23 protein-coding genes and 1 pseudogene are annotated in these 24,526 nt (G+C 60.7%); 10 read left to right on the top strand and 14 right to left on the bottom strand.

Translation table 11 applies throughout. The annotated features are described in order from the left end of the window. The first annotated feature begins 81 nt into the window (after positions 1 to 81). From AZH53_RS07695 to AZH53_RS07670, 6 genes are all read left to right on the top strand, one after another. Positions 82 to 780 (top strand): tetratricopeptide repeat protein, encoded by a 699-nt coding sequence (locus AZH53_RS07695; RefSeq protein WP_319642931.1) that lies wholly within the window; start codon positions 82 to 84, stop codon positions 778 to 780. 198 nt (positions 781 to 978) lie between these two features. After that, entirely contained in the window at positions 979 to 1,458 is a 480-nt protein-coding gene (locus tag AZH53_RS07690) for a flavodoxin family protein (RefSeq protein WP_319642930.1), read from the top strand. Positions 1,459 to 1,564: 106 nt separating this feature from the next. Continuing rightward, the gene (locus AZH53_RS07685; protein WP_319642929.1) at positions 1,565 to 1,855 is read left to right on the top strand and encodes a DUF7557 family protein; all 291 of its coding nucleotides are present in this window, start codon (positions 1,565 to 1,567) and stop codon (positions 1,853 to 1,855) included. Continuing rightward, positions 1,855 to 2,127, top strand: coding sequence for a type II toxin-antitoxin system RelE family toxin (locus AZH53_RS07680; RefSeq protein WP_319642928.1), 273 nt, complete (start codon positions 1,855 to 1,857; stop codon positions 2,125 to 2,127). The genes AZH53_RS07685 and AZH53_RS07680 overlap by 1 nt, the downstream gene beginning before the upstream one ends. Positions 2,128 to 2,221: 94 nt before the next feature. Next, positions 2,222 to 2,932 carry a DNA alkylation repair protein gene (locus AZH53_RS07675; RefSeq protein ID WP_319642927.1) on the top strand — a complete coding sequence of 237 codons (711 nt, stop codon included), beginning with the start codon at positions 2,222 to 2,224 and terminating at the stop codon, positions 2,930 to 2,932. A gap of 163 nt (positions 2,933 to 3,095) precedes the next feature. Further along, on the top strand, positions 3,096 to 3,965 hold the full coding sequence (locus tag AZH53_RS07670; protein ID WP_319642926.1) for a UbiA family prenyltransferase: 870 nt from the start codon (positions 3,096 to 3,098) through the stop codon (positions 3,963 to 3,965). Positions 3,966 to 4,080: 115 nt separating this feature from the next. Here AZH53_RS07670 and AZH53_RS07665 read toward each other — a convergent pair whose 3' ends face one another. From AZH53_RS07665 to AZH53_RS07655, 3 genes are all read right to left on the bottom strand, one after another. Then, entirely contained in the window at positions 4,081 to 5,445 is a 1,365-nt protein-coding gene (locus AZH53_RS07665) for a PFL family protein (RefSeq protein WP_319642925.1), read from the bottom strand. Between the two features lie 12 nt (positions 5,446 to 5,457). After that, positions 5,458 to 5,742 carry an ACT domain-containing protein gene (locus tag AZH53_RS07660; RefSeq protein WP_319642924.1) on the bottom strand — a complete coding sequence of 95 codons (285 nt, stop codon included), beginning with the start codon at positions 5,740 to 5,742 and terminating at the stop codon, positions 5,458 to 5,460. Between the two features lie 153 nt (positions 5,743 to 5,895). Then, positions 5,896 to 6,561, bottom strand: coding sequence for an MBL fold metallo-hydrolase (locus AZH53_RS07655; protein ID WP_319642923.1), 666 nt, complete (start codon positions 6,559 to 6,561; stop codon positions 5,896 to 5,898). Positions 6,562 to 6,951: 390 nt separating this feature from the next. Here AZH53_RS07655 and AZH53_RS07650 point away from each other — a divergent pair, with 390 nt between their 5' ends. After that, the gene (locus AZH53_RS07650) at positions 6,952 to 9,378 is read left to right on the top strand and encodes a PEGA domain-containing protein (protein WP_319642922.1); all 2,427 of its coding nucleotides are present in this window, start codon (positions 6,952 to 6,954) and stop codon (positions 9,376 to 9,378) included. A 185-nt stretch (positions 9,379 to 9,563) separates the two neighbouring features. Here the strand turns inward: AZH53_RS07650 and AZH53_RS07645 are convergent, their stop codons facing one another. The 7 genes from AZH53_RS07645 to AZH53_RS07615 all read right to left on the bottom strand — a co-directional run bounded on the left by AZH53_RS07645 (position 9,564) and on the right by AZH53_RS07615 (position 15,218). Continuing rightward, positions 9,564 to 10,757: a hypothetical protein gene (locus tag AZH53_RS07645; RefSeq protein WP_319642921.1), complete on the bottom strand. Its 1,194-nt coding sequence runs from the start codon at positions 10,755 to 10,757 to the stop codon at positions 9,564 to 9,566. Between the two features lie 117 nt (positions 10,758 to 10,874). Further along, a complete protein-coding gene (locus AZH53_RS07640) occupies positions 10,875 to 11,522 on the bottom strand; it encodes a flavodoxin family protein (RefSeq protein WP_319642920.1) in 648 nt (215 codons plus the stop codon). A gap of 146 nt (positions 11,523 to 11,668) precedes the next feature. Further along, positions 11,669 to 12,346, bottom strand: coding sequence for a hypothetical protein (locus tag AZH53_RS07635; RefSeq protein WP_319642919.1), 678 nt, complete (start codon positions 12,344 to 12,346; stop codon positions 11,669 to 11,671). A gap of 39 nt (positions 12,347 to 12,385) precedes the next feature. Then, entirely contained in the window at positions 12,386 to 12,559 is a 174-nt protein-coding gene (locus tag AZH53_RS07630; RefSeq protein ID WP_319642918.1) for a hypothetical protein, read from the bottom strand. An 84-nt stretch (positions 12,560 to 12,643) separates the two neighbouring features. Next, positions 12,644 to 13,159: a hypothetical protein gene (locus AZH53_RS07625; protein WP_319642917.1), complete on the bottom strand. Its 516-nt coding sequence runs from the start codon at positions 13,157 to 13,159 to the stop codon at positions 12,644 to 12,646. A 79-nt stretch (positions 13,160 to 13,238) separates the two neighbouring features. Beyond that, positions 13,239 to 14,495 (bottom strand): 4Fe-4S binding protein, encoded by a 1,257-nt coding sequence (locus AZH53_RS07620; protein ID WP_319642916.1) that lies wholly within the window; start codon positions 14,493 to 14,495, stop codon positions 13,239 to 13,241. 177 nt (positions 14,496 to 14,672) lie between these two features. Beyond that, positions 14,673 to 15,218, bottom strand: a complete 546-nt coding sequence (locus AZH53_RS07615; RefSeq protein ID WP_319642915.1) for a YqhA family protein — start codon at positions 15,216 to 15,218, stop codon at positions 14,673 to 14,675. A 455-nt stretch (positions 15,219 to 15,673) separates the two neighbouring features. On the opposite strand from AZH53_RS07615, the pseudogene AZH53_RS07610 reads away from it, so the two are divergent. Together AZH53_RS07610 and AZH53_RS07605 are read left to right on the top strand one after the other, a co-directional pair. Beyond that, positions 15,674 to 15,838, top strand: a pseudogene (locus AZH53_RS07610) (CxxC-x17-CxxC domain-containing protein); the annotation flags it as partial. 329 nt (positions 15,839 to 16,167) lie between these two features. After that, positions 16,168 to 17,379 carry a phosphoglycerate kinase gene (locus AZH53_RS07605; RefSeq protein ID WP_319642914.1) on the top strand — a complete coding sequence of 404 codons (1,212 nt, stop codon included), beginning with the start codon at positions 16,168 to 16,170 and terminating at the stop codon, positions 17,377 to 17,379. A 264-nt stretch (positions 17,380 to 17,643) separates the two neighbouring features. Here AZH53_RS07605 and AZH53_RS07600 read toward each other — a convergent pair whose 3' ends face one another. Both AZH53_RS07600 and AZH53_RS07595 read right to left on the bottom strand, forming a co-directional pair. Next, entirely contained in the window at positions 17,644 to 18,321 is a 678-nt protein-coding gene (locus AZH53_RS07600) for a DUF4013 domain-containing protein (protein WP_319642913.1), read from the bottom strand. 148 nt (positions 18,322 to 18,469) lie between these two features. Then, positions 18,470 to 19,120, bottom strand: a complete 651-nt coding sequence (locus AZH53_RS07595; RefSeq protein ID WP_319642912.1) for a DUF4013 domain-containing protein — start codon at positions 19,118 to 19,120, stop codon at positions 18,470 to 18,472. A 209-nt stretch (positions 19,121 to 19,329) separates the two neighbouring features. Here AZH53_RS07595 and AZH53_RS07590 point away from each other — a divergent pair, with 209 nt between their 5' ends. Then, the gene (locus AZH53_RS07590; protein WP_319642911.1) at positions 19,330 to 20,784 is read left to right on the top strand and encodes a hybrid sensor histidine kinase/response regulator; all 1,455 of its coding nucleotides are present in this window, start codon (positions 19,330 to 19,332) and stop codon (positions 20,782 to 20,784) included. Between the two features lie 25 nt (positions 20,785 to 20,809). Here AZH53_RS07590 and AZH53_RS07585 read toward each other — a convergent pair whose 3' ends face one another. Together AZH53_RS07585 and AZH53_RS07580 are read right to left on the bottom strand one after the other, a co-directional pair. Beyond that, positions 20,810 to 23,227 carry a tetratricopeptide repeat protein gene (locus tag AZH53_RS07585; protein WP_319642910.1) on the bottom strand — a complete coding sequence of 806 codons (2,418 nt, stop codon included), beginning with the start codon at positions 23,225 to 23,227 and terminating at the stop codon, positions 20,810 to 20,812. Positions 23,228 to 23,231: 4 nt separating this feature from the next. After that, positions 23,232 to 24,059 (bottom strand): tetratricopeptide repeat protein, encoded by an 828-nt coding sequence (locus tag AZH53_RS07580; RefSeq protein ID WP_319642909.1) that lies wholly within the window; start codon positions 24,057 to 24,059, stop codon positions 23,232 to 23,234. Positions 24,060 to 24,526 lie beyond the last annotated feature (467 nt).

Raw genomic sequence — 24,526 nt, 5'->3', positions numbered from 1 at the left:
GTATTTTTATCAGGCTCCAAAAAGGAAAGTGTATGAACTGCGGGACGTGAAGTACATAGAACGGATACGTGTGGGTGCACCATGGAAACATCAGAGATAACCAGCGCAGACGATTGTATTGCCGAAGGAATGGCGCTTGCAGAACAGGGGAACTACGAGGAGGCGATTGCGGCATATGACCGGGCGATAGCGGCGGACGAACAGAGCGCCGCTGCCTGGTACGGGAAAGGCTGTGCCCAGTATGAACTGCACCAGTACGGGGAGGCCGTCCTGGCCTTTGGCCTCTCACTCGAATGTGACCCGGACAACATCCCCGTATGGGACTCCCTTGGCATCGCTCTCATCAATCTGAACCAGTTTGAAGAGGCAATCGAGGCCATTGACCTGGCCCTCGCCATCGATGCGGAGAATGCCTCCCTCTGGTATCACAAAGGATGGGCCTTCGCGAGAATTCAGGAACACGACGAGGCCGTCCGGGCCTTCTGCCTGTCGCTCGAATATGACCCCGACTCCCTCCCTGCATGGGTCAATCTGGGCACCTCGCTCAATATTCTGGGACGCTTCGAGGAGGCACTCGACGCAGGCGACCTCGCTCTCGCTCTGGATTCAGAGGATGCACACGCCTGGAACATGAAAGGAGACGCCCTGATGGGTATGCTGAGATTCAAGGAGGCGCTTGAGGCGTACAACAAGGCGCTCTCAGTCGATCCCGAACACGCCAGTGCATGGTTCAGCAAAGGAGTTGCGCTGAGAAAGCTTCGTCCGGGCGACACCCCCTAACCCCGACCGGCCCTGCGCCGCCGGTGGAGGTGCAGGTCCCGTGGTTTCGCGGAGCATTTATATCCCGTCAAACAGTACTCCCGTTACCGAATGGTGCGGCCCCGCTCCACTGCGGCAGGTATCCTGCAGAAAAATATGCTTCTGAGAGCCATTTTGCCGGGAACGTGGGAGGAAACGCAAAAAAGGGGATATGAGACCATGACCATAACCACCATCTACTATTCCTATACCGGCGTCACCCGCGGCGTAGCGCAGAAAGTACAGGCTGCCTGTGGCGGGGAGATCATTGAGGTGAAGTCGGTAAAGCCCTACTCGAAGCTGACTGCGTACACGACGGGGTGCTACAGGGCGGCGAGGGGGGAGGCCGACGAAATCGAGCCCGCGACGATCGATGTCGCCGCGTCGGATGTGATCGTCATCGGAACGCCGGTATGGATGCTGCGGGCGGCACCAGCCATCAACGGCGCCGTGGAGGCCCTTGCCGGCTGCGAAGGAAAGACCGCCGTCCTCTTTGCGACCTGCGGCGGGGCCGCGAAGGACACGCTCCCCCACCTCGCAGAAGCTCTCGCGGCAAAGGGTGTGACGACCGCGGCGATGGTCGTTTTGACCACCGAGGATGTGCAGGATGCGGAAAAGATCGACGCACTGATCGAAGCGGTCAAATCCGCCGGGAACTGATCCTCGTTCACGTTCCTGCGTCCCCCTCTCCACCGCTCCGGGGGCTTCCTTCGAGCCGAGGGGGACCATCCAAACATCTATGACGTATGCACATGCAGTCGTGTGTATGCATTCCACCTCGATCCGGATCCGGAAGGAGACCCGCGATCACCTGCAGCGGCTCAAGAAGCATCCCCGTGAATCGTTCGACGATGTCATCTCCCGCCTCATCGACGCAGGCGTCGACACCGAACCTCTCAGTGAAGAGACGCTTGCGACGATCGAGCAGTCGCTGAAGGAATACCGGGAGGGCGTCTACCATACCCATGAGGAGATCCTCGCGGACCTCGGTGTTGCCGAGGAACCGAAAATGGCGTACAGGCCAAAAAAATCCCGTGAAGATACGAAGGATGCCTGATGCGCTACCAGCTCCGGTATTCCTCCGCCGCCCGAGACACCCTGAGAAAAATCCCGCGGGAGATTGCCCTGAAATTTGTCGCCGAATTCGGAGACCTGGCCGACGAACAGGACCCGCGACTCTATGTAAAACGGCTCCGGGGTGCAGGTGAGCCCCCCTTCTATTCCCTTCGCATCGGGCAGTACCGGGCCATCATGTCCATTCTGGACGAGGTGATGGTGATTCATGTGATCGAAGTCGGGCACCGGAGCAGCGGATACAGGAAATTCTAAGGGATGCTATACTGATCGTTCCCCCCAGCACTCTCCCTTCCCATCTTCCCGCCGCACCGATCTATTTTTTCCCTCGCTCCCGCAACATTTCACCATGGACCCCCTCCTCACCCGTATCCGCAGCGAACTCGAAGACCACGCCGACCCCGACATCCGCGAGAGTTCAAAGCGATTCTTCAAAGAAGAGATCCGCTGTTACGGGATGAAGACCGCCACCGCACGGGCCATCGCGAAGGCCTGCCGGACGGAGGTGAAGGGCCGCCCGAAAGAGGAGGTCTTTGCCCTCTGTGAGGAACTCTTCGCCTCCGGCTACCTGGAGGAGTCCTTCATCGCCTCGTACTTCACGGAGCACCTTGCCACCTACGAGAAGGCGGACCTCCTCCTCTTCCGCCACTGGATTGACGCATATATCACCAACTGGGCCGCCTGCGACACCTTCTGCAACCACACCGTGGGGGACTTCATCGACCGGTACCCGGAGTGCACCGCCGAACTGAAGGCGTGGACACAGTCACAGAACCGCTGGATGCGGAGGGCGGCGGCGGTCTCTTTGATCGTCCCCGCCAAGCGCGGCAGATTCCTCGACGATGCACTCGAGATCGCCGCTCTCCTCCTCACCGACACGGATGACATGGTGCAGAAGGGCTACGGGTGGCTGTTAAAAGAAGCGAGCCGGGAACACCCGGAAGAGGTCTTCGACTTCATCATGCAGAACAAAAAAGCCATGCCGAGAACGGCGCTGCGGTACGCCGTCGAAAAGCTGCCGAAGGAGCTGCGCACAGAGGCGATGAAGAAGGACTGGTAGCCCTCGTGAGGGAAAAAGTCCCTCCACTGTCATCGATCTACACGCCGAATCGGTGCCTGACCATCCGTAGCGGCCGATAAAGACCGTGAAGCATATGGGCAACCTATTGGACGGCAGACATCCCAGGCAACAATCAAAATACCATCAGAAGAGATGTAATTTTATGACTTTCGGCGCAGGAATACCCGTCAGGGCAATGTTCGAGCTCATCAGGCTCGACCTCGCCTTTGGTGCGGGGTTCTTCCTGGTTGCCGGGCAGATCCTCGCCATAGGGGGAGTCCCCCCTTTCGAAATGGCACTTGCCGGGTTTATCATGCTCTTTTGCATCTCCGGTTCTGCAAATATCTCCAATGACTACTTTGACCGGGAGGTCGATCGTGTCAACAGGCCGGACCGCCCGCTTCCTTCCGGGAGGATTACCCCACGAGGACTCTGGATGCTGTTTGTTGCATGCACTGTCGTCGGGTTTGCTGCTGCGGCGTTCATCAGCCTCCCTGTGCTGGTCCTCGGCGTGGTCCTCTGGGGCCTTTCGCTCCTCTATAATGTAAAAATCAAGGAGTACGGCCTCGCAGGCAACCTTGTCGTGGCATTCTGTGTTGGCATGACCATTGTGACCGGCGGGATCACGATGGGGATGGTGACCGGCCCTGTTCTGCTCTTCGGTATTCTGGCATTTCTCTTTGACCTGGGGGAGGAGATTGCCGCTGATGCCATGGATGTCACCGGCGATCAGCTTCGTCCCTCGCGAAGCCTGGCGAAGGTAAAAGGCAGGAAGGTTGCGATTACAACCGCAGCCGCGGTGTTTGGGGTTTTCTACATCCTGACGCTGGTTCCGGTGGTCATGGGGTGGTTCGGGTATGAATATCTACTCCTTGCCGCCGTCATCGATCTCTGGATGATCTGGTGTACCATTCAACTGCTCAGGGATCGTTCAATAGAAGAAGGACACCGACAGGTACGGCGGTTGTATCTTGCCTGGGGTGCCTTCGTAATCGTGCTGGTCGTATCCGGCATTCTCCTGCCGATGGTATGAAAAAAGGAATTCGTAGTTCTATTATGGATGTCCCCCCTCATCACCCGTATGAGGTCCATCCTCTCACTGCACCATTCCTCTCTCTTCCCAGAGGGAGATGCTGTCTCGGTTCTCTTCAGTTCTTAAAACTGTGAATCGGTGCGGGAATTCTCCCGCCCCGGTTGATGAAGTCTTCGCAGGAGAAGGTGTTCACCTGCTGGACGGGGGCATACCCGAGAAGCCCGCCGAACTCCACCGTATCGCCGACGTCCCTGCCCACCACCGGAATAAGCCGGACGGCGGTCGTCTTCTGGTTGATCATCCCGATCGCCGCCTCGTCGGCGATGATGCCCGCAATCGTCGCCGCGGACGTCGCACCGGGGATCGCGATCATGTCGAGCCCGACCGAGCAGACGCAGGTCATCGCCTCGAGCTTCTCGATGGAGAGCGCCCCGCGGCACACCGCATCGATCATCCCCTGATCCTCGCTCACCGGGATGAAGGCCCCGGAGAGCCCCCCGACAAACGAGCTTGCCATCACGCCGCCCTTTTTGACCTGGTCGTTCAGGAGTGCGAGCGCCGCCGTCGTCCCCGGCGCCCCGACCGACGCAAGGCCCATCTCCTCCAGAATCTCCGCGACGCTGTCCCCCACGGCGGGGGTCGGTGCGAGCGAGAGGTCCACGATCCCGAACGGCACCCCGAGCTTCTGGGAGGCCTCCTGCGCCACCAGCTGGCCCACACGGGTCACCTTGAACGCGGTCTTCTTCACGGTCTCGCAGAGCACCTCGAAGTTCTCGCCCCGGACCTCCTCGAGGGCGCGCTTCACCACGCCGGGCCCCGAGACGCCCACGTTGATCACCGCATCGGCCTCCGTGACGCCGTGGAAGGCGCCGGCCATGAACGGGTTGTCGTCGGGGGCGTTGCAGAAGACCACGAGTTTTGCACAGCCGAGAGAGCTGTCGTCCCTCGTCGCCTCCGCGGTCTCCTTTACGATCTCCCCCATCAGTTTGACGGCGTCCATGTTGATGCCGGTCCGGGTCGAGCCGATATTGACCGAACTGCAGACCCGCTCGGTCGAGGCGAGCGCCATGGGAATGGAGCGGATGAGGTGCTCGTCCGTCGCGGTCATGCCCTTGGAGACGAGCGCAGAGTAGCCTCCCAGGAAGTTCACTCCCGTCGCCTTCGCGGCCGCGTCCAGTGTCCTCGCGATCGCAACAAAGTCCTCCGGGCATGTGCAGGCCCGTCCGCCGATAAGCGCGACGGGGGTCACCGAGATGCGTTTGTTGACGATCGGAATGCCGTATTCCCGCTCGATCTCCCTTCCCACGGAGACGAGATCCCTCGCCGTTCGGGTGATTTTGTCGTAAATGTTCCGGGTTAAGGTATCGAGGTCGGCATCACAGCAGTCGAGGAGGCTGATGCCCATGGTAATGGTCCGGACATCCAGCTGCTCCTGCTCGATCATCTTGTTTGTTTCATAGACCTCAAAGATATTGATCATCGGAAATTCCTCTCAGATACGGTGCATTCTGGTGAAGATATCTTCATGCTGGCATCTGATCTTCAGACCCATCTCCTCGCCGATCCGTTCCAGGTCTCCTGCCATCTCCCCAAACGGTTTGGACGACCTGCTGGTGTCGACGATCATCATCATGTTGAAGAAGCCCTGAATGATGGTCTGGGAGATATCTTCCACGTTTACGTCGTTGTCCGCGAGGTAGGTGCAGACCTTCGCGATGATGCCGACGGTGTCCTTGCCGACGACGGTAATGATGGTTTTCTTTATGGGCGCGCTCATCTGTTCAGATATTTGGATTCCGGGAGAATTAATCCCCTCCCATGGGGCACCCCGCCCCGGTCACTGAAACGAACGCAATGCCGTCAATGGTTGGGATTCCCCGTGAAGGATGCGGCATTAAAAAACGCGGGGCAGGGGCCGTCAGCCCCCTGATTACAACCCCTCGATCGCTTTGCCGGGAAACGGCCCCCCGTGCCCCGTATAAACCGTCCGGGGCTGCCGCTTTCGTATGAGGGCGATGCTCTCCCTCACCGCCCCGATATCGTCCGCCCAGAAGGGCAGGCAGGGTTTTTCCGCGGGGATGGAGGAAAAGATCAGGTCGCCGACGATGACGTCGCCGCCCGCAAGGATGACCGAGACCGACCCCGGGGTATGCCCCGGCGTCGGGACCACCGTCCCGTCGACGCCGTAGGGGCGCAGGTCGAACGACTCCCCCATGACGATCTCCGGGTCGAGCGGTGGGTAGCGGGCCTTCTTCCCGCCAAACAGCGGCCCCAATATCCTCCCCGTCAGGCAGGCGGGCCGCAGTTTCCCCTGGTTGCCGTAGCGAAGCTTCTCCGCATCATCGCGGTGGACGGCGACCGGTGCCCCGGTCCGCTCCCGGAGCCCCCGCGCCGATCCCGCATGGTCGCCATGGCCGTGGGTGAGGAGGATCAGCCGGACATCCTTCGGACGAATGCCCCGCCCCTTCGCCGCGTCGAGGATCGCCTCCTCGTTTCCCGGGTCGCCGGTATCGACGATGATTGCGCCCTCCTGACGGACGATGTAGGCGTTTGCGATACCGAGTTTGACCGGGTGGACCTCGATTGCTGTCATCATCTGCTCCTGTGGGGAGAGAGGTCTGCCATCATTAAATACATGCTGGTGGCCGGCCTTGCCACTGCCAACCCGAAGTCCTCTCGCAGGCCATGAGGAGCTGCCCATCTCCCCCGATGTACATCCGGGCCACAACTAATCGTTGAGGAATGGTGTTTTTTCGCAACACTGCTCCGTATGGCGAACCGGTCACCTGTTCCGGGGATCAGGGTGGGGAATTCAATCAGGGCAGGTACCAATATTTCCCTGATACGATCCGAAGAGGCAATTTATTCCAAAAATATGTGTCAAATAGTGGCGAATCCAACATCGCGATGAATATGGCGTGCAAAATAAAAATTTATATCCCCAGTCCTGTTGTTTTTTTATATTATTATTATTCTGAGTGATATCGTGAAGACACTTCTACGGATTTCAGTATACACTGTTCTTCTCCTGCTCGTCCTCGTACTGCCGGTATCGGCGGCCTATGTCTGGGAGAACAGTATCGTCGAAGAAGGAAATTCTGCCTTCTATGAAACCTCGCTTGCATTCGATGGCGACGGGAACCCTGCGATCAGTTCCCCCCGATCCAATGCACAGGAACTGAAGTATTTCGAGTGGAACGGAGAAGCATGGACCAGCGCCGTCGCTGCAACGGGCGGCATGGGGACGTACAGCTCACTCGGGTTCAATGCCGACGGCAACCCTGCGATCAGCTATTACGACAATTCCGTGTATGACGTCAGGTATGTTTGGAAGGACGGGGATGGCGTCTGGCGGAATACCACCGTCGATGCAGCAGGAGATGTTGGTCAATCCCCCTCCCTTGCGTTCAACGGGACCGGCAATCCTGCCATCAGCTACTACGACTTAACCAACCGCCACCTGAAGTATGCATGGATGGCTGGAGACGTATGGGAGAACACCACCGTCGATGCCGTACCGGGAGTTGGGGACTCATCTTCGCTCGCGTTCGATGCCTCAGGCAACCCCGGGATCAGCTACCTGGGCGTTGATAACCTGAAGTATGCGTGGAAGGTCGGGGATGGCGCGTGGCAGACCACCATCGTTGACGCCACGGGGACCGTCGGCGAGTTCAACTCGCTCGCCTTCGATGGCGACGGCAACCCCGCTATCAGCTACTACGATTACACCAACAGAGCCCTGAAGTATGCATGGCATGACGGGGACGTCTGGCAGAAAACCACCATCGATGGTGCGGATGCAACAGATGTCGGCAGATATACCTCCCTCGCGTTCGATGCCGCCGGCAACCCTGCGATCAGCTACTTCGACAACACCAACGCCGATCTGAAGTTCGCATGGAGGGACGGGAATGGTGACTGGCAGAACACCACCGTGAATGCTGAAGGATACGTCGGAACGCACACCTCGCTCGCCTTCGACGCCTCTGGCAACCCTGCGATCAGCTATTACCGATCCATGAATACCATCATGTATGCATCCGGGACGCCGACCGGCACCATCAACGTCACCTCCGCCCCTGCGGGTGCGGCAATTTACCTCGATGGTGCGTCAACCGGAAGCACGACACCGGCGAATCTCCTGAATGTCGCTGCCGGCACCCATAACGTCACTGTGCTTCTGGACGATTATCAGCCCGGTATCAATGAGTCCGTGCAGGTCACCTCAGGCGCGACAACCAGCGTTCACTTCGCGCTCTCACCCATGTCCGGCAACCTCACCGTCACCTCCGTACCGGCTGCGGCATGGATCTGGATTGACGGCGTGAACACGACCGGGCAGACGAATACGACGCTCACCGGCATCACCCCCGGCACCTACAATGTGACGGTAACAAAACAGGGGTATGCGACCCCGGCAAACGAGACCGTGACGGTGACAGGCGGTGCGACCGGGAGCGTCACATTCAGCCTCGATATGCTCCCGCCGGTTGCAGGCTTCAGTGCGGTCCCCGTATCGGGCAGGACTCCTCTCACCGTGCAGTTCACCGATGCGACTTCCGGAGTCGTGGACACATGGGCATGGAACTTCGGCGACGGTGCGACCTCCACCGGGCAGCACCCAAGCCATACCTACACCACCGCCGGCACCTACACCGTGACGCTCACGGTGGAAAACGCTGCCGGGGATGATACCGTCGCACGGTCCGGGTACATCACGGTAACCAATGCCGTGTCTTCCGGCGGCCGCGGAGCCAATGCAGCGGAATTCGACTTTATCGGCACGGGCGCGCTCCTCACCTCCTCCGGGGGGATGGTACTGCGAGAGACTACATTCACTGCAGAAGACGGAATTGCGGCCCTGATCATCCCGCAGGGCGCGGTCGCCCTCGGCGGCGACGGCAAACCGGTGGACGAGATCACGATCGAGAAGATCAATGCATCCGCGGTCAACACGGTACCTGACGGGGCTACGTTCAGCTTTGCGGGATACGCCTACGAATGCAGCCCGGCAGGTGCGACATTCGCACCGTCCATCACGCTCGCCTTCACCCTCTCCGCGGAGGAATGGGAGGCACTCGACGGTGATCTGAGCGTTAGGTTCTATGACGACGAGGCCGGGGAATGGGTGGAGATCCCGGTGACCGTCGACGAAGATGCCCGCACTGTCACGGCGGAAGCTTCGCATTTCTCTATCTTCGCCCTCTTCGCCGAAGCCGTGGGAACGACCGCACCACCGTCCGATGTGACCCCCGCATCCACTGACGCCGCCACACCGGCACCAGCCACCCCGGCTGTTGATGTGACCGGCGGGGAGGAGGAAGCCGGGCCACAACCCACTCCCGCCTCACCGCTCGTCCTCGTGCCGGTCGCGGCCTTCGGGGCATTCTCCTTCCTGAGAAAGAAGCGGTAAGTGAACCGGGAACAACCCCTTTTTTTTGAGATTAAAATCCATTTCTGCGCCCATGCTCCCCTGATAGAGCAAAAATCGTCATTGTTCAGTCCTTCACGCGGTGGAGCGGGAGTATTCCTGCATCAGGGAAGGGCGGAGGTGTGCCGGAATCGTGCCCCTTCTTCGGGGACACCGTCACCTTCCGTTCATTCCGTCCGCGTCTCCCCCCGCACGAGCGCCCCTGCGCCCGCCGCAATCGCAAGGACCGGCCCCACGAGAAGTCCCGCCCACGCGACGAGCCCGACGATGCCCACGACGATCATCGAAAGCCCGGCGTTTCGCGTCCCCCAGCCGTCCCGGCCCGTGCGGTGCAGGCCGTTTCGAAGCGCCACCGAACCCAGCAGGACGGCGACGAGGAGGTAGATTCCGGGGAGGGCGGCCGCTGCGGTGGGCCCCGACTTTGCCAGTGCCACGGCCGTCTGGACGAGGAGCATCGCCCCGGTCCCGAGATAGAGGAGGCCCGCAGTCACCGCGAGCCACCCGAAGGGCCCGCGGTTGGGCGCCGCCCTCTCGCCCGTCGGCCCCACCCGGCGTCCCCGCCGGAGGATCAGCCCGAACCCCACCACGAGGGTGAGGACGAGCGGCCCGAAGAGAAGCGCCCATGACTGCCCCTCCCAGCGGTGGATGGCGAGGACCGAGAACGGGACGAGAAGCCACTCGGAGAAGGTGAACTCCTCCCGGTACCCGACGGCAAGACCGAAGTTCCCGCCCGCAGGAGAGCCGTCCGGGGCGTAGACTGCGACATAGTACGTGCCTGCCTCCGTCACCACCTGCGAATACTCCGCCGAGGGGTAGAGGGCCGACGGAGTGAAGGGCTCGAACTCCGCCTCGCCGACCGTCCCTTCGATCACCACCGCCCCGTACTCCTCAGCCCCGGTCCCATCGCCGGGGTGTGCGTCGTCGTGCTCCTCGTCATGGACCCCCGCATGGTCATGGGGCATCTCCACGAACGGCGGGAGCGTCCCCGAGGGTGCGAGGCCCGGCCCCGTCACGACGATCCCCGGCACGAATGCTGTCGACCCATCCGGCGTAAAGAGGCTCAGTCGAAGCTCATCGCCCGTCGCCATCGCCATGCTATAATACCGGACATCGCCCGCCCCGTCCAGGTCCCCATAGACCACCCACGACTTCGTCGGGTCGGCGAGGACGAAGGCATCGTCGATGTGGTGGTTTCCCTCCGGTGTGAGCGGCACATGGGCGACGGCAGGGGTGATGAGAAAAGCACAGAGAATCAGGAGCCCTCCGAGCATGAGGACGGCGATGGCAAATGGGGACATCCCCGTCTCACCGTCTGCCTGTTCACGACTCCGTCCGTATGTACGATTCTCCCTTCGTCTCATGGAACTCCCCCTGTATGAACCGTTCAATCCGTTTCAAGGAGATAAACATTCCGCATGGCAGCATGCCGGGAGCGGATATCAGGGAGCGGGAAAAAAAGGTACCGGCGGTCTGCGGCCCTACGGCCGCCGGACCAGCCGGTCACCCAAGGCATACGCCCGCTCGCAGTCGGCCGGGAATACCTCCCTGCGCCGTCTCGCCTTCGCCTCCGCGTCGAAGATGTCCGTCTCGTACTTCGCGTAGTCGTCGAACTGGAGTGTGTCATAGCTCATCAAAGACTCCGTCCGGCCGAAGACGCTGTGGAAGATCTCCTCGTTGAGGGCCACGCGGGCGTCGAAGAAGGTGTCCCCCGCCTGATCCTCGTGCATGTTCATCGTATAGATGAGCGCCACCGGCATCTCCCGGGGAAAGAGGTTCGGGGCGTTCGAGTAGGTGAGATACGGAAAGAGGAGGCGTTCCATGAGGTTTCGCATCATCCCCGTCTCGGCCATGAAGTAGATCGGCGTTCCGAGGATGACGGCATCCGCCGACTCCTCCACCCGCTCGAGGACGGGGGTGAGGTCGTCCTCAACGCTGCAGGTACCGTAGCTCTTTCCGCCAAGCCGCTTGCAGGCAAAACAGCTCGTACACCCGGAATAATCAAGGTCGCAGAGGTGCACGAGCTCGGTCCGTGCCCCCCGGGACGCCGCTCCCTCGAGGGCATGTTCGAGCATCGTTGCCGTATTCCATTTCTTTCGGGGGCTCCCGTTGAAGGCCATCACCAGCATTGTCCATCTCTCTTTCGCCCGGCACCGGGCATGGGTGCTGATTGTCCGGCGGGGTTATGAGCCTTTCTGTGGCGGTGCAGGAGAACTGCGACGGTACTGTCCGGGGGATGGGCTGGTGCCCGAAAGACCGGGCGGGAAAAAAAGGGTTAGTCTCTCCGGGTGAGCAGGACCGCACCGATGGCAGCAAGGCCTGCAAGCCCGGCCAGCGGGAATGGACTCTGCGTCGGCTCGGTCGTCGGCTGGGTGACCGGGATCATCATCAGGTCGGCCTGCAGCTCGACGGTCTCGCCCTTCGCGGGGTACCCGGTGATGTCTGCGGTGAATGTCTCGTAGCCCTCCTTTGCCACGGAGTAGGTGGTGTACGGCGTGCCGGTCACGTAGACCTCGACCGTGAGGGTGCCGTCTGCGCCGGTGACACCCTTGTCGTCGTCATTGAAGGAGACCTCTGCACCGGGGACGTTGGTGACGACCTCGTAATAGCCGATGTCACCGCCGACCGTCAGCGGGGAGAGCTCTGCCTCGAGCTGGACGGTCTCGCCCTTTGCCGGGTACCGGGTGATCTCGCCGTTGAATGTCTCGTAGCCTTCCTTTGCCACGGAGTAGGTGGTATAGGGCGTGCCGGTCACATAGACCTCGACCGTGAGAGTGCCGTCCTCCCCGGTGACACCTTTGTAATCATCGTTGAAGGAGACCTCTGCCCCCGCGACATTGGCATTGACCTGGTAATAGCCGATATCACCGCCAATCGTGGCGCCTTCCGCCGCTGCCGCCGTTGCGACGATACATGCGACGAAAAGAAGAACCGTTACTGCTTTTCGGATCATAGGAAGTGATATTCCCTCGCTTTCATTTATGTATGACGGTCACCCTGCGGTTTGTTCTCCCGTTTTCGGTATCAAAAAAAAATTAAAAATCAATTCTGCCCGGATGTCCTCCTGATGCGGAAAAATCGTCGCATCTGGCACCCGGTAAGGGACGTGGATGCGCCCCGGAGAAGAAAAATCATTTCCGGCCTGACTGGCCGCCTCTTTCCTCACTCTTCTCCTGCACCGGATACTGGATCTAGGTGAGGCGGTCGTCTTCCGGCGTCTCCGTCGGGTCGTTGAGGTAGCTGGAAGAATTCAGCAGATCGCACTCTGGCGCTGCATCCTGCAGATGACGGCAAACGAGCCCGCGGTGAGGGCGATGTACATGATACCGATGATCCCCATACGCAGGAGAAAGAGCCACGGGGACGGTCCCTCGACAAGCGAGGCGATGTACATTGATGGATAGGCGAGCTGGAGCACGTTCCCGGTGGCGGCGCCGAGGAAGAGGGCACCGAAGATGGCCGGATACCCTGTGCAGGCCCGGTACCGCTCCTGTGCGGAGAGGACGAGGAGCGGGGCGGCGATCAGGAGGGGGGTGGTGAGCATGAGCGTGATGGCGCCCAACGCATAGCCCATCTGTGAACTTGCGAATGCAAATGCCACCAGAAGAACGGCGGCCCCTCCGAGCGCCACTGCCGCCTGTCCCGGTGCCGGGACCGGCAGGCGCGTTAGGAGGGCATAGAGGACGATGGCGACGATGGCGTGGGTGAGTCCCTGGATGAGGAAGAGGAACACCACGATGAAAAAGATGGTCTGGGCAGAGAGCATGATCCGAATCTTGGGGTGTGGACGCCAAAGCCTTTCTCCCGTTTTGCCTCGTACCCCCGTTTCCGGAACAATACCGGTACTAGATCTTCTTTTCACCGGCAAACGGGTCCGAAAAGACGAGCGCCCCCTCGACCGGGCATACCTCCGTGCACCGGCCGCAGAGATAGCACTCGGCGTTTCTCGTATCGGGTGCCGCCTCCCCCGTCGGGCAGACCTTCTCGCACTTCCGGCACCCGATGCAGGCGTCGGTGCGGACGATACCGGTCGTCCCGACCGCCGCACAGGCCGAAAAGACCGCGCCGAAGGGGCAGAGGAACCGGCAGAGGGGCCGGTACACGACGATCGAGACCACGAGGATCGCCGCAAAGACGAGGGTTCCTGCCGTAAGGGCGAGCGAGAAGAACGACTCCACCCCCGTGGCGGCGAGGAGGTTCACCGATACGAAAACCCCGGCGACGGCCGCCGCGAGCACCACGAGCCGGACCGCCTGCGGAACGATGCGGTTGTTCACCCGGAATTTCCTGCCGGGAAGCCGCGAGGCAAGCTCCTGTAGAGTCCCGACCGGACAGATGTGGGCGCAGAATGCCCGCCCGGTAAAGAAGGTCAGCAGCACGAGGAGGAGGATGGCTGCCATGCCCAGTCCCAGTACCTGGATGCCTGTGAGCGTCGCCACGAAGCCGTAGAAATACACCGGCATGAGCGGAGCTGCGAAGACGAAACCGAAGGCGGTCGTCGCCCCCAGCAGGAGAAGTGTCGTTTTCTTCGTCATCAGCCCCCGCGTCCAGACAACGGCGGCAAGCACGGTCCCCGCGAGCATGTACACGATCGCCCCCGTCGACCCGAGCATCACGTCGCCGGAGAGAAGGAGAGCGAGGCACCCGGAGACCGGGAGGGCGACAAGGGAGGTGAGGGCGACGGTGCCGACGTCCAGGTTCGCCGGAAGGCCCGTCCGGCCCGACCGGACTGCCCAGAGAAGGGCGATATTGATGATGACAAAGAGCACCGCCCAGAGAAGGGCGGGGCTTGCAAGGATGATATCGGCCGCCCCCGTACTGCCGGCGTCCGGGGAGGACGATGAGAGGCCGTCGAGGGTCGTGCCGGCCGCGGAGGTGCCGTCCCCTGCGGAGGCGGCGACCTCGCCTGCGGGGCTTCCGGCGTCCGTTGCCGTGAAATCACAGAGCCGGTTGCCGTCTGCATCGGTGTACATCAGGCACCTCCCCGGATACGGGCAGTTGCCGATACCTTTCGGGCAGACGGCCGCACAGGCGGGGGCGGCAAGCATCGCCGTCCCGGCCGCCCCTGCGGGGAGGATTCGTCGAAGGGAGGAGGTGTTCATTGCTGGTTCCGGAAGAGTGTATGATCTGAATATGTGGCCCGGATAATAAAAAAGTGTAGAATATACGTGGTTACATTGATGTCGTATCGATGCATGTCACGCCCTTCCGTCGATATCGCCCGTATGGTTGGGGGGCATCGGCGCCGGTGAGAAAAAAATGGGGGAACTGCCGGGAAATCAGACGTGGCGTCCCAAAAAGTAGACGCCGACGCAGATGACACAGATGGAGATGGCCATCCAGAGCATGTCGAGGGAGGTGGTGAAAGTCATCGAGAGGATGCGCTGGAAGAAACTGACGATGAGCACCATGATGATCACCTTGACGATCTTGTTCTTCAGGTCGTCCAGGTTTGTCACCTCGAGAATGTTCCCGAAATCGCCTGCCATGCGGGCGATGTCCAGTTCCGAGATGAAGAGTTCGTATATCCCGAAGGAGAAGATCAGCAGCACCAGCGCAATCAGATAGAAATCGATTGCGCCGATGATGGCGATGAGGATCTCCTCATGCCCGATATGCGATTCCGCTGCAAAGAGAAACTCGCTGAGCACGTTATAGATCTCAAGGGAGCCCGCGATAAAGAGGGCGACTGCACTGATTGCCCCGAAGATGACCCCGAGGATCACGATATAGCGGGTGCTCCAGAGTCCCATCTCAAAGATTCGTTCGACCATGTGCTGGTCCTCCGGCGGACCTGCCCTTCCGGTGGTATCTGTTGTTTTCATCCTGTTGCCTCTTGCTACGAGGAGGGGGGATGGGGAGTGGCGCCCCCCTGGGGCGGTGCGCCATCTCCCCTTCTCCTCTGTCGGATGTACTTGGTCAGTATTGTTCAAAAATCCTCTCAGGGGGGCGTGGTGCGCCTGCGGATAAAAATGGGATAATCTGCGTTTGATATCAATTTCAAGGCGATATTTCCTCTAAAATTCGGTTTGAGGTGAGTTGATCCACTTCCGGTTGATTTGGGAGTGATGCGAAGCTCTATTATCTCATACAACATGTATCTTTCTGAGTTTATCTCATGAACGACAGAAACAATTACCGTGGCGGTAGCCGTGGGAACAGTAGTGGTAGGGGACGATCCGGCGATGATTACCGCGGCGAAGGCAGCGGACAGCGGCGTTCCTACGGCGGTCCCCGTGGTGCCAGTGGCGGCCAGCGTGGCGGCTCCTACGGCGGCCCCCGTGGCGGCGGTGGACAGAGACGCTCGTTTGACGGTCCCCGCGAGATGCATAAGGCAACCTGTTCAGATTGCGGAAAGGAATGTGAAGTTCCGTTCAGGCCTGCTGAAGGAAGACCTGTGTACTGCAACGATTGCTTCCCGAAGCACAGAAAACCCAGATACTAATTCTCATTAGTACCCCAATTTTTCGTTTTTTTAATCTCCGTCCCGTGAGCCGCGGCCTCGCCGGTCGGGGCAGGGTTCGTGGATGTGCCCCTTCGTCGTCGCGGAGACCGGGGCGCCTGAGAAACAGGAGAAGTTCGGCCCGGTGCAAATGAGAGGTTCCGGTGCCACGTCCGGCCCTGACGGCGCTCTTGTGCCAGAGAATGAAGGGGCCTGCCCCTCTTGTCTGCAGCTCCCGTCCCCGGCCCTGAAGAAACCAATATCTCATTCCAGCTCAAAAGGTACCTCAGAAGAGAGCCGTTCGACCTCTCTGGTGTTTACCGGTGGAAGCGATGAAGTTTGGAACCCTCAACGATGCTGATATTCATGGAAAGACGGTGCTTCTCCGTGTCGATTTCAACTCGCCCATTGACCCGGCATCGAACCTGATTCTGGATGACAAACGGTTCCGCGAACATGTGCCGACGGTGCGGGCATGCGAGGACGCCCGGTGTGTCATCCTCACCCACCAGTCCCGGCCGGGAAAGAAGGACTTCACGACCCTCGAGGGCCATGCGGCAAAACTCGACCAGATGATCCCCCAGCCGGTCACCTATGTGGACGACATCTTCGGCCGGAGCGCCCGGGAGACGGTCGCCGCGATGGAACCCGGTGAGGTCGTCATGCTCGAAAACGTCCGCTTCAACGCGGAGGAGAACCTGAAGATGCCCGCTGCGGAGGCGAAGAACACCCATCTCGTCCGAAGGCTCGCCGCGATGGGCGACCTCTACGTCAACGACGCCTTCGGGACCGCCCACCGGTCCCAGCCGACGATCGTTGGCCTTCCCCTTGCCCTCCGCTCGGTGGCAGGACTCCTGATGGAGAAGGAGGTGTCCACCCTCGGCAGGGTCTTCTCCGGCGCCCCGGACCCGGTGACCTTCGTTCTCGGGGGGACGAAGGTGGACGACTCCCTCGATGTCGCCGCCAACGTCCTCGAAAAGGGGATTGCAGATACAGTCCTTGCGGTCGGCGTCGTCGCAAATGTCTTTTTTATGGCACAGGGCATCGATGTCGGCACGCCCGCCCGCGATCTCATCACCCAGCTGGGCTACACCGGCGAGGTGGCAAAGGCGAAGGAGATCCTCGCCCGCCACGGCGACCGCGTGGTGCTCCCGGAGACCGTTGCGGTCCGCGACGGTGATGCCCGCCGTGATGTGCCGGTGGAGGCCATCGGCAACCTCCCCGTCCTCGACCTCGGCCTCGAGTCCGTAGGCCCCATCACCGACCTGATCCGCTCGTCGGGGACGGTGGTCCTCAACGGCCCGGCGGGCGTCTTCGAAGACCCGCTCTTTGCCACCGGGACGAACGAAATTCTCCGCGCCTCCGCCGCGGCGGAGTTCTCGGTCGTCGGCGGCGGCCACACGGCGGCGGTCATCGAGTCGATGGGCATCGCATCCGGCTTCTCCCACATCTCCACCGGCGGCGGGGCCTGCATCGAGTTTCTGACGGGAAAGACGCTTCCTGCCGTTGCGGCCCTGGAAGAGTCCCGGACCATCTTCGGCTGAAATCCGGCGATTTTCCCTCCGGTCCCTGCAGCCCTCCGTCGCTTACAGGAAAAGGATGCGTGTGGCCGGCGGGCACCTGATCACACATATTCGTACATATTACCATTTTTTAGAGTTACTTGTCTATATCAGGCCCCAATGGCGTTATTTTCGATGAACACGGGTTGGAATCCGCCTTGGTATCCGTAAACCACGTACCCCGGGGTATCCGGGTCATCCGGCAAAAGAAAAGAGAATGTGATGGTGATGGTGGTCAGGGTCGGGTTATGCCGTGACGCCTGCACTGTCATAGATGATTGCAACATAGCGGGCATACCAGATGCCGATGAAGGGAACCGCGATGATGGCGAGGAGCCACCCGATGATGGGGATGATGGCGAGGATGACATAGACAATGACAGCGACAATCTCGAAGATGAGGATGGCGAGGAAGTAGTTCAGCCAGCCGATGGATTTGATTGTCTCGAGGATGGCGCTGAAGGCAAAGGCCTCGCCGAACTTCCCCGTCCGTGCATAGCGGATGATCCCGATGATCGCAACGAGCGAGAAGATGATGAAGACGAGTGCGGTCACCGCAGCGCCGATACCCAGTCCGACCAGGGCGCCCGCAAGCGCCGCTGCGTTGGAGGATACGTCAAACAGGGTTCCGCTGATGATCGCCCCTCCGATGAGGATCATCCCGACGATCATCGCCGGCAGGAACCAGATGAAGCCGATGATGAAGGCGATAAGACCGGTGACGAAGAGATCGACATAGTCTTCCAGTTCCGGTGCGGGAGTGATACCCTTCATCACGCGCAGGGTGTACCCCGTGAAGATGAAATTGATGATGGGAATGGCACTGATGATGATGAGCAGAATCCAGCGCACCCATTGTCCGAACAGTCCCTCCTTCGCGTACTCGAAGGAGCTTCCGAGTGTTTCTCCGATTGCAATGCCCATAAGAACACCTCTTAGGTATGTCCTCCTCTTTTTTTTATAATATAAAAATTTTCTTCAGGGAAACGTCAGGAAATACCGGGATTTCCCGGAATATTTCTTTCAAATTCGTCGGAAGTGGCGGAAAAAAAGATGGGGATGAAATTATTATTTACCAGTTATCCGCAGGTGCCCCGCTCTCGTAGATCAGCGTGATGTAGCGGGCCGACCAGACAGCGATGAAGGGCAGGGCGATGAGGTAGAGGATGAAGCCGATGAACGGGATGAACTGAAGGGCCATCATGATCACGGTCGTGATGATGCCGAAGACGAGCACGGCGATGAAGTAGTGCAGCCAGCCGACCTTCGAGATGACCGCAAGGATCGCCTTCAGGTTGAATGCCTCGCCGAACTTTCCTTCGCGGGCGAACCGGATGAGGGCAAAGTTCGATATGAGGCTGATGATCAGGGCGAGGATGAGGGTAACGAGTATGCCCACGATCATGCCGCCCATTCCTGCGGCGGATTCGGGGTTTGCAATGAGTGCGAAGATGGACGCACCCATGAGAACCATCGCCACGATGATCACGGGGATGGCGTAGATGAACCCAATCACGATCATCAGGATGCCGTCCACGAACATCTTCACCCAGTCATCGGGGTCCGGTGCCGGTACGGCGCCCCGGTAGATCCTGAGGAGATATCCGTACAGGAACGGGAATATGATCGTCGAGATGAGCAGGAGCGCCCATCGCTTCCATTCGCCGATAAGTCCTTCCTTTGCATATGTAAAGGAGGATCCAAGCATTTCACCAATATCCATAGAATTACCTGTAAGCATATGGATATTTATTGTGTGCTTATAAAATTAATCCAATACATCCCCCCGAAATGGCCGATTCATCCCCGTCGGGACAAAAATTCTCTTAAAAGCGCAGAATATCACCGCTCTTGGTAACATTTTTCTAATAGACAGGACATATTGCGGTTGTTTATCCTATGCGGCGTGGGAAGCGCTGCAAGGGGTCAGGAATGGCAGGTGAGGTTGTAGTGTTTCGAGTGCTGATGGTGGATGAAGAAGAGGACGTGCTCAAGGCAGGCAGACTCTTTCTGGAAAAGGACGGCGATATTCAGGTGGATACGGCCACGTCCGGGAAAGGGGCCCTTGAAAAGCTCGCGGTATCGGAATATGACGCCATCGTCTCGGATTATCACATGCCGGGGATGAACGGGGTCGAGTTTCTCCGGGAGGTCCGGGCACGGTACGACGACATTCCCTTCTTCATCCTCACGGGCAAGTCGGAAGAGGAGGTGGTCATCGAGGCCCTCAATGCAGGAGCCACAGGATACCAGCGCAAGGGCATCGCGGTCAGGGAGATCTTCACCGACATCACGAACCAGCTGAGAATTGCCGTTCAGAAACGGCAGATGGAACAAAAACTCGCCCAGAGCGAGATCCGGTTCTTCGATCTCGTCGAACACGCAAATGACCTGATCGAATCGGTCCGTCCGGACGGGACGATCATCCATGTGAACCGTGCCTGGCGGGAGACGCTCGGCTATACGGAAGAGGAGATCAACTCGATGACGATCTTCGACGTCGTCGCCCCCGAATCCCTCGACGAGTACATGCACCTCTTCGCAGGACTGATGAACTGTGCCGAGCACTCGCGGTTCCGTACCACCTATCTCACACGCGACGGGAGAAGGGTCTACCTGGAGGGGAGCGTCAACTGCCGGTGCGACAACGGCAACCCCCTCTCGACCCGGGGCATCTTCCGGGATGTCTCCGAACTCAGGCGGGGGCAGGGGGAGCTCAGGCTTCTCCACGCCCTCATCGAAAGCCTCCCCTGCGCCATCTTTGTCCTCACGCCGCAAGGAGAGATCCTCTCCACCAGCGGCAGTACGACGGCGATCTTCGGGGAGGCCGGGACGGCGGCGGTCGGTATGGCCTTCGGCGACTTCATCGGCGACCATGACGCCGTACGGGCCATCATCGGCGATGCGATGCAGACCGGCACCGGCTATGGTCATGCCGTCACCGGCAGGGACGGCGCCGTCCACCTGCGCATCCGGGCGGTGCGGGTCTCCGGAGAGGGGGAGGAGCCGGAGCGTCTGGTGGTCAGCTGTCTCGACGACCGCTGGATGCACATGGTACGCGAATCGTTCCGGCTCCTCGCGGAAGGGGTGGGCGTCCCGGTCGCCGTTCTCGGTGAAAAGGGGGAGATCGTCTTTGCCAACCATCCGATGGCCGCCCTTGCCGGCATCCCCGACCCCGGACGCCTCCGCGGCATCTCATTTGCCACCCTCTTCTTCGGGGGCACGCTCCCGGAACCCTCCCTCGCGGAGAGCGAACCCGCCCCCTGGGCCGCCTGCGCAGGAAAGGTCAGCGCCCGTGTCCGGGTGCTTCCGATTGTCTATGAAGGCGAAGACGGTCGTCTCCTGATATTCAGCGACGCACGGCGTGAAGAGGCGGCATCAAAATAAGGGGTATGTCCCGGTTTCCTGCCGGTCAGTCAAAATCGGACGTGGGGGAGGTGGCAGGGCCCGTCTTTTCTGCCGGAGGTTCCGGTTCGGCGAGGGTGGCGAAGGCCTCCGCCGCCTCTTCATATCTGCCCAGGCAGGCAAGCGACGCCCCCATTCTCGTTGCGGCCGCGGTGAAGGCCGGATTCCGGGCGATCACCTTTTTGAATGCCTCCACGGCCATTTCGTGCCTGCCGATGTCGGCGAGGGCGATGCCCTTTCCGTAGAGGGCGGTGATATTTTCGGGGTCTGTTTCGAGGACCGTCTCGAAGGCCTTGCCCGCCTCCTGGTAGCGTCCCACTGCATCGAGAAGGAGGCCATAGGCACACCAGAACGCCGGGTTCTTCCGGTCGAGCTCGATGGAGCTTCGGTAATCCTCTGCCGCGTCATCGAAGAGGCCGAGCCGCTCGTTGATGCGGGCCGACAGGAAGGGGGGAACCGGGGACCGTGGCGAGAGCCCGCGGATCTCCCGGACGACCCGGAGGGCGTCTTTGTACTGCCCGGAGGCAAGAAGCGCCTCGGCCATCAGGTACCGGGCCTCGGCGTTTTCCGGTTCTGCCGCAACGACCGCGGCATATGCCTCTGCGGCCTCCGCATAATTCGCCGACTTGAGGAGGGCTCCTGCCAGCCGTGAGCGGGCAAGGGTGTCGCCCTCGTCAAAGGAGATCAGCTTGCGGCACGCGGCGATGGCTTCCTGGTAGCGCCCGAGGCGCTCCAGTGCGGCTGCGCGGAACTCCCAGGCCGCCCGGCTTGCAGGGTCCTCTTCGGTCACCGCGGCCGCAACATCGGCGACCTCCCCGTACCGGCCCTCGTGCATGAAGGCCCCTGCGAGGCGCAGCCATGTGTCCGTGTCCTTCGGGTTTGCCTCCAGCGCCTCGCGGTACCGGGCAATCGCTTCTTCGTAGTTGCCGTTCTGTTCCTCAGCATGCCCGAGAAGGATGCGGGCGGAGGTGTCGTCCGGGACGAGGGCGAGGTACCCGGTGAGCCCTTTTGCCGCCTCATCCGGCCTGCCGCTTTCAAGGAGGGCATTTGCCCGCTCCCGAAGTGAGGGGGCGTGGTCGGGGTTGCGGGCGAGCGCCTCGTCGAAGGCGGCGATCGCCTCGGGGTACATCCGCATCTTTGCGAGAATCCATCCGTGCTCGAACCGGATCACCGGGTCGTCCGGGCGAAGGGCTTCGGCCTTCTCCATGCACCGGTGGGCATGGGCGGGATCGCCCTTTCTCAGATAGGCGTTCCCGAGCGCAATCCATGCATCCGGGTCCTCCTTGTTGCGCTCGAGCGAGCGCTGGTAGAAGTAGATCGCCTCATCGAACTTCCCCAGGCACTTGAGCGATTCCCCGAACCGGAGGGTGGCCCCGGCTCGTCCCGGTTCCTCCTCGACGACACGGGTATAGTACTCGGCCGCGGCCTCGAGTTCGCCGGCCTTCTCGAGAAGTCCCGCCTTCTGGGAGAAGAGGCTGATGTCCCGCGGAGCAATCGCGAGCGCCTGATCAATCATCGCAAGGGCGTCGGGATACATGCCGAGATGTTCGAAGGCCGTCGCCATCGACCGGAGCACGGTCAGGTCGCGGGCGTGCTTGCCCCCGACCGCCTCGTAGGCCGCAAGGGCCTCGTGGTACTGGCCGAGTTCGAGGAGGGATGCCGCCTTGAGGACCTGGGTGCCGGCATCGGCGGGGTGGACGGCGAGGACTTCATCGAAGAGGGCAAGCGCCTCTTCGTGGCGCCCGCTGTTCTGGTACATCTCCCCGAGCCTGCGCACCGTGCCGATATCTCCGTGTCCCGCCCCGACCACCTTGTGGTAGACCTCCTCTGCCTTTGCGGGATTCCCCGTCTTCATCCAGGCGTCGCCGAGCATCGTCAGGGCCGGCCAGTCCGTGGGGTAGGCCGTCGTCACCTTCGTAAGCGCCTCGGCGGCCCGCTCGTAGTCGCCCATATTCATGAGCGCCTCTGCCTTGTTGCGCCATGCGTCGACATTGTTGCGGTCGGCGTCGAGAAGCCGCGTATAGACGGTGAGCGCCTCGCGGTACTTCCTCAGGTGCATATATGCATCCGCCTGCCGTTCAAGGAGGGCATTTTCCCGGACGTCGATGTCCATCGTCCGGGCCACCGCCTGCCGCTTCGATGTCTCCTGGCCGAAGAGGTTGAGGTCCGCCTCGGTGTTGATCCAGGACATTGCACTGTCACCTCCGCCGCCGGTCATCACCTTCTCGAAGCTGTAGAGGGCGTCTTCGTAGCGGCCGGTGTTGATCATGGCGATGCCGCGATGGTACCAGGCAAGGCTGTTCTCCTGGTCGATCTTGAGCATCGCATCGAAAGACTCCCCGGCGCGGGCGAATTCGCCCGTCGCCTCGAACGCCGCCCCCATGATGTACCATGCATTCACGTCCTCCGGGTTCTTCTTCGTCACGATCTCAAGAGCCCGGGTGCACTCGCGGTAATCGCCCCGGAAGAAGAGGCACGCGGCCCGGGAGAAACCCAGCGGTCGGGTTGTCCGGGTCGGCGAGCTGCACCTTCCGGTAGGCCTCCGCGGCATCGCTGTGACGGCCGAGCATGTCATAGAGGAGGGCAAGGCGCATCGTGGTGCCCCGGTCCTCCGGTTCGGCGGCAATCGCCCGGCGGTAGAGATCGGCGGCCGCCTCGTTGTCCCCCTTCTTCTGGGCGGCCTCAGCCGCCGAGGCGAGGAGATGGGCGTCATCGGGCCTGAACTTCAGGACGGCGGCAAAATGGGACGACGCGTCGGCGAAGTTCCCGGCGATGAGGGCCAGCCGTCCCGCCTCCTCGCGAAATGCCATGTCGTCCGGCTGGAGGGCCGCCACGTCCTCCATCAGCGATGCCGCCCGGGCGTAGCTTCCCAGGTGTTCGAGGCAGCGCACCTTCTGGAGGGAGGTATGCAGGTCCGCCTTCTTCGCTGCGAGCACGCGGTCGTGGCACTCGATCGCCCCTTCGTAGTTCCCCTCGCGCATCAGTGCCGCACCGAGCGCCTCCCATGAGGGGATGTCGTCCGGTACCATGGCCACGCATCTCCTAAAGGACGCCTCCGCTCCCCGCATGTCCCCCAGATTGAAGAGTGCCTGGCCGCGCAGATAGTGGATGCCCGGGTTGTTGTCGTTGAGTTCAAGGGCCTTGTCGAAGTGCCTGCGCGCCTCCTCGTACTTCCCCTGTCCGAAGCTTGCCTTCCCCTTCTCGATCCAGGGGTCCGGGCCGCTTCCCTGCCCGAAGATATTATCAAAAATCGCCATAGGCCAACATCACTCCCGCGGAGGTCGTGAGGAAATGTGGTTCTTCTATGGCATTAATTTCTCTTATGTTCAGGAGCATACCGCCGGCATCGGCGTTGACACTCCGTTGCGCCGGGATGTCCGGCCATCCTGTCAAGGGTAAAGACGGGTTTTACCGGCATAATTGAATGATGGGAAAACGGTGACAAGAGGTGGGGTGTGCCGGAAGGGGGATTATATGCGGAGCACAGGGATGTTGGGGGTACCCGTATGCATCCGGTCCTGTTAGGCGGCAGACGACGATGCCCGTACCGGATAATATGTCCGGTACCCTTCCGGCGTGCCCGGGAATGAGAATGGGAATATCTCCTCAATGTAACATTTGGGGGGTGTTTGTTGAAGAGGTGAACAACATGATTCGATAGAGGCTTTGGCCACCTGTTTGGGGATCAGGCGGCAGCGTCAGGAATTACCGAGGTTGTCCTAGT

Source organism: Methanovulcanius yangii, assembly GCF_018687785.1.
GTDB lineage: Archaea > Halobacteriota > Methanomicrobia > Methanomicrobiales > Methanomicrobiaceae > Methanovulcanius > Methanovulcanius yangii.
The sequence above is the reverse complement of the archived record's forward strand: the minus strand, read 5'-3'. Positions and strand labels throughout refer to the sequence as shown.

Excerpts from the sequence above, each read along its gene's own strand:
- AZH53_RS07665 (WP_319642925.1), bottom strand. The coding sequence starts at position 5,445 with ATGATCAATATCTTTGAGGTCTATGAAACAAACAAGATGATCGAGCAG.
- AZH53_RS07635 (WP_319642919.1), bottom strand. The coding sequence starts at position 12,346 with ATGATCCGAAAAGCAGTAACGGTTCTTCTTTTCGTCGCATGTATCGTC.
- AZH53_RS07670 (WP_319642926.1), top strand. The coding sequence starts at position 3,096 with ATGACTTTCGGCGCAGGAATACCCGTCAGGGCAATGTTCGAGCTCATC.
- AZH53_RS07615 (WP_319642915.1), bottom strand. The coding sequence starts at position 15,218 with ATGAAAACAACAGATACCACCGGAAGGGCAGGTCCGCCGGAGGACCAG.
- AZH53_RS07580 (WP_319642909.1), bottom strand. The coding sequence starts at position 24,059 with ATGGCGATTTTTGATAATATCTTCGGGCAGGGAAGCGGCCCGGACCCC.
- AZH53_RS07685 (WP_319642929.1), top strand. The coding sequence starts at position 1,565 with ATGCATTCCACCTCGATCCGGATCCGGAAGGAGACCCGCGATCACCTG.
- AZH53_RS07620 (WP_319642916.1), bottom strand. The coding sequence starts at position 14,495 with ATGAACACCTCCTCCCTTCGACGAATCCTCCCCGCAGGGGCGGCCGGG.
- AZH53_RS07695 (WP_319642931.1), top strand. The coding sequence starts at position 82 with ATGGAAACATCAGAGATAACCAGCGCAGACGATTGTATTGCCGAAGGA.
- AZH53_RS07640 (WP_319642920.1), bottom strand. The coding sequence starts at position 11,522 with ATGCTGGTGATGGCCTTCAACGGGAGCCCCCGAAAGAAATGGAATACG.
- AZH53_RS07690 (WP_319642930.1), top strand. The coding sequence starts at position 979 with ATGACCATAACCACCATCTACTATTCCTATACCGGCGTCACCCGCGGC.
- AZH53_RS07655 (WP_319642923.1), bottom strand. The coding sequence starts at position 6,561 with ATGATGACAGCAATCGAGGTCCACCCGGTCAAACTCGGTATCGCAAAC.
- AZH53_RS07605 (WP_319642914.1), top strand. The coding sequence starts at position 16,168 with ATGAAGTTTGGAACCCTCAACGATGCTGATATTCATGGAAAGACGGTG.
- AZH53_RS07680 (WP_319642928.1), top strand. The coding sequence starts at position 1,855 with ATGCGCTACCAGCTCCGGTATTCCTCCGCCGCCCGAGACACCCTGAGA.
- AZH53_RS07590 (WP_319642911.1), top strand. The coding sequence starts at position 19,330 with ATGGCAGGTGAGGTTGTAGTGTTTCGAGTGCTGATGGTGGATGAAGAA.
- AZH53_RS07660 (WP_319642924.1), bottom strand. The coding sequence starts at position 5,742 with ATGAGCGCGCCCATAAAGAAAACCATCATTACCGTCGTCGGCAAGGAC.
- AZH53_RS07645 (WP_319642921.1), bottom strand. The coding sequence starts at position 10,757 with ATGAGACGAAGGGAGAATCGTACATACGGACGGAGTCGTGAACAGGCA.
- AZH53_RS07600 (WP_319642913.1), bottom strand. The coding sequence starts at position 18,321 with ATGGGCATTGCAATCGGAGAAACACTCGGAAGCTCCTTCGAGTACGCG.
- AZH53_RS07595 (WP_319642912.1), bottom strand. The coding sequence starts at position 19,120 with ATGGATATTGGTGAAATGCTTGGATCCTCCTTTACATATGCAAAGGAA.
- AZH53_RS07625 (WP_319642917.1), bottom strand. The coding sequence starts at position 13,159 with ATGCTCTCTGCCCAGACCATCTTTTTCATCGTGGTGTTCCTCTTCCTC.
- AZH53_RS07675 (WP_319642927.1), top strand. The coding sequence starts at position 2,222 with ATGGACCCCCTCCTCACCCGTATCCGCAGCGAACTCGAAGACCACGCC.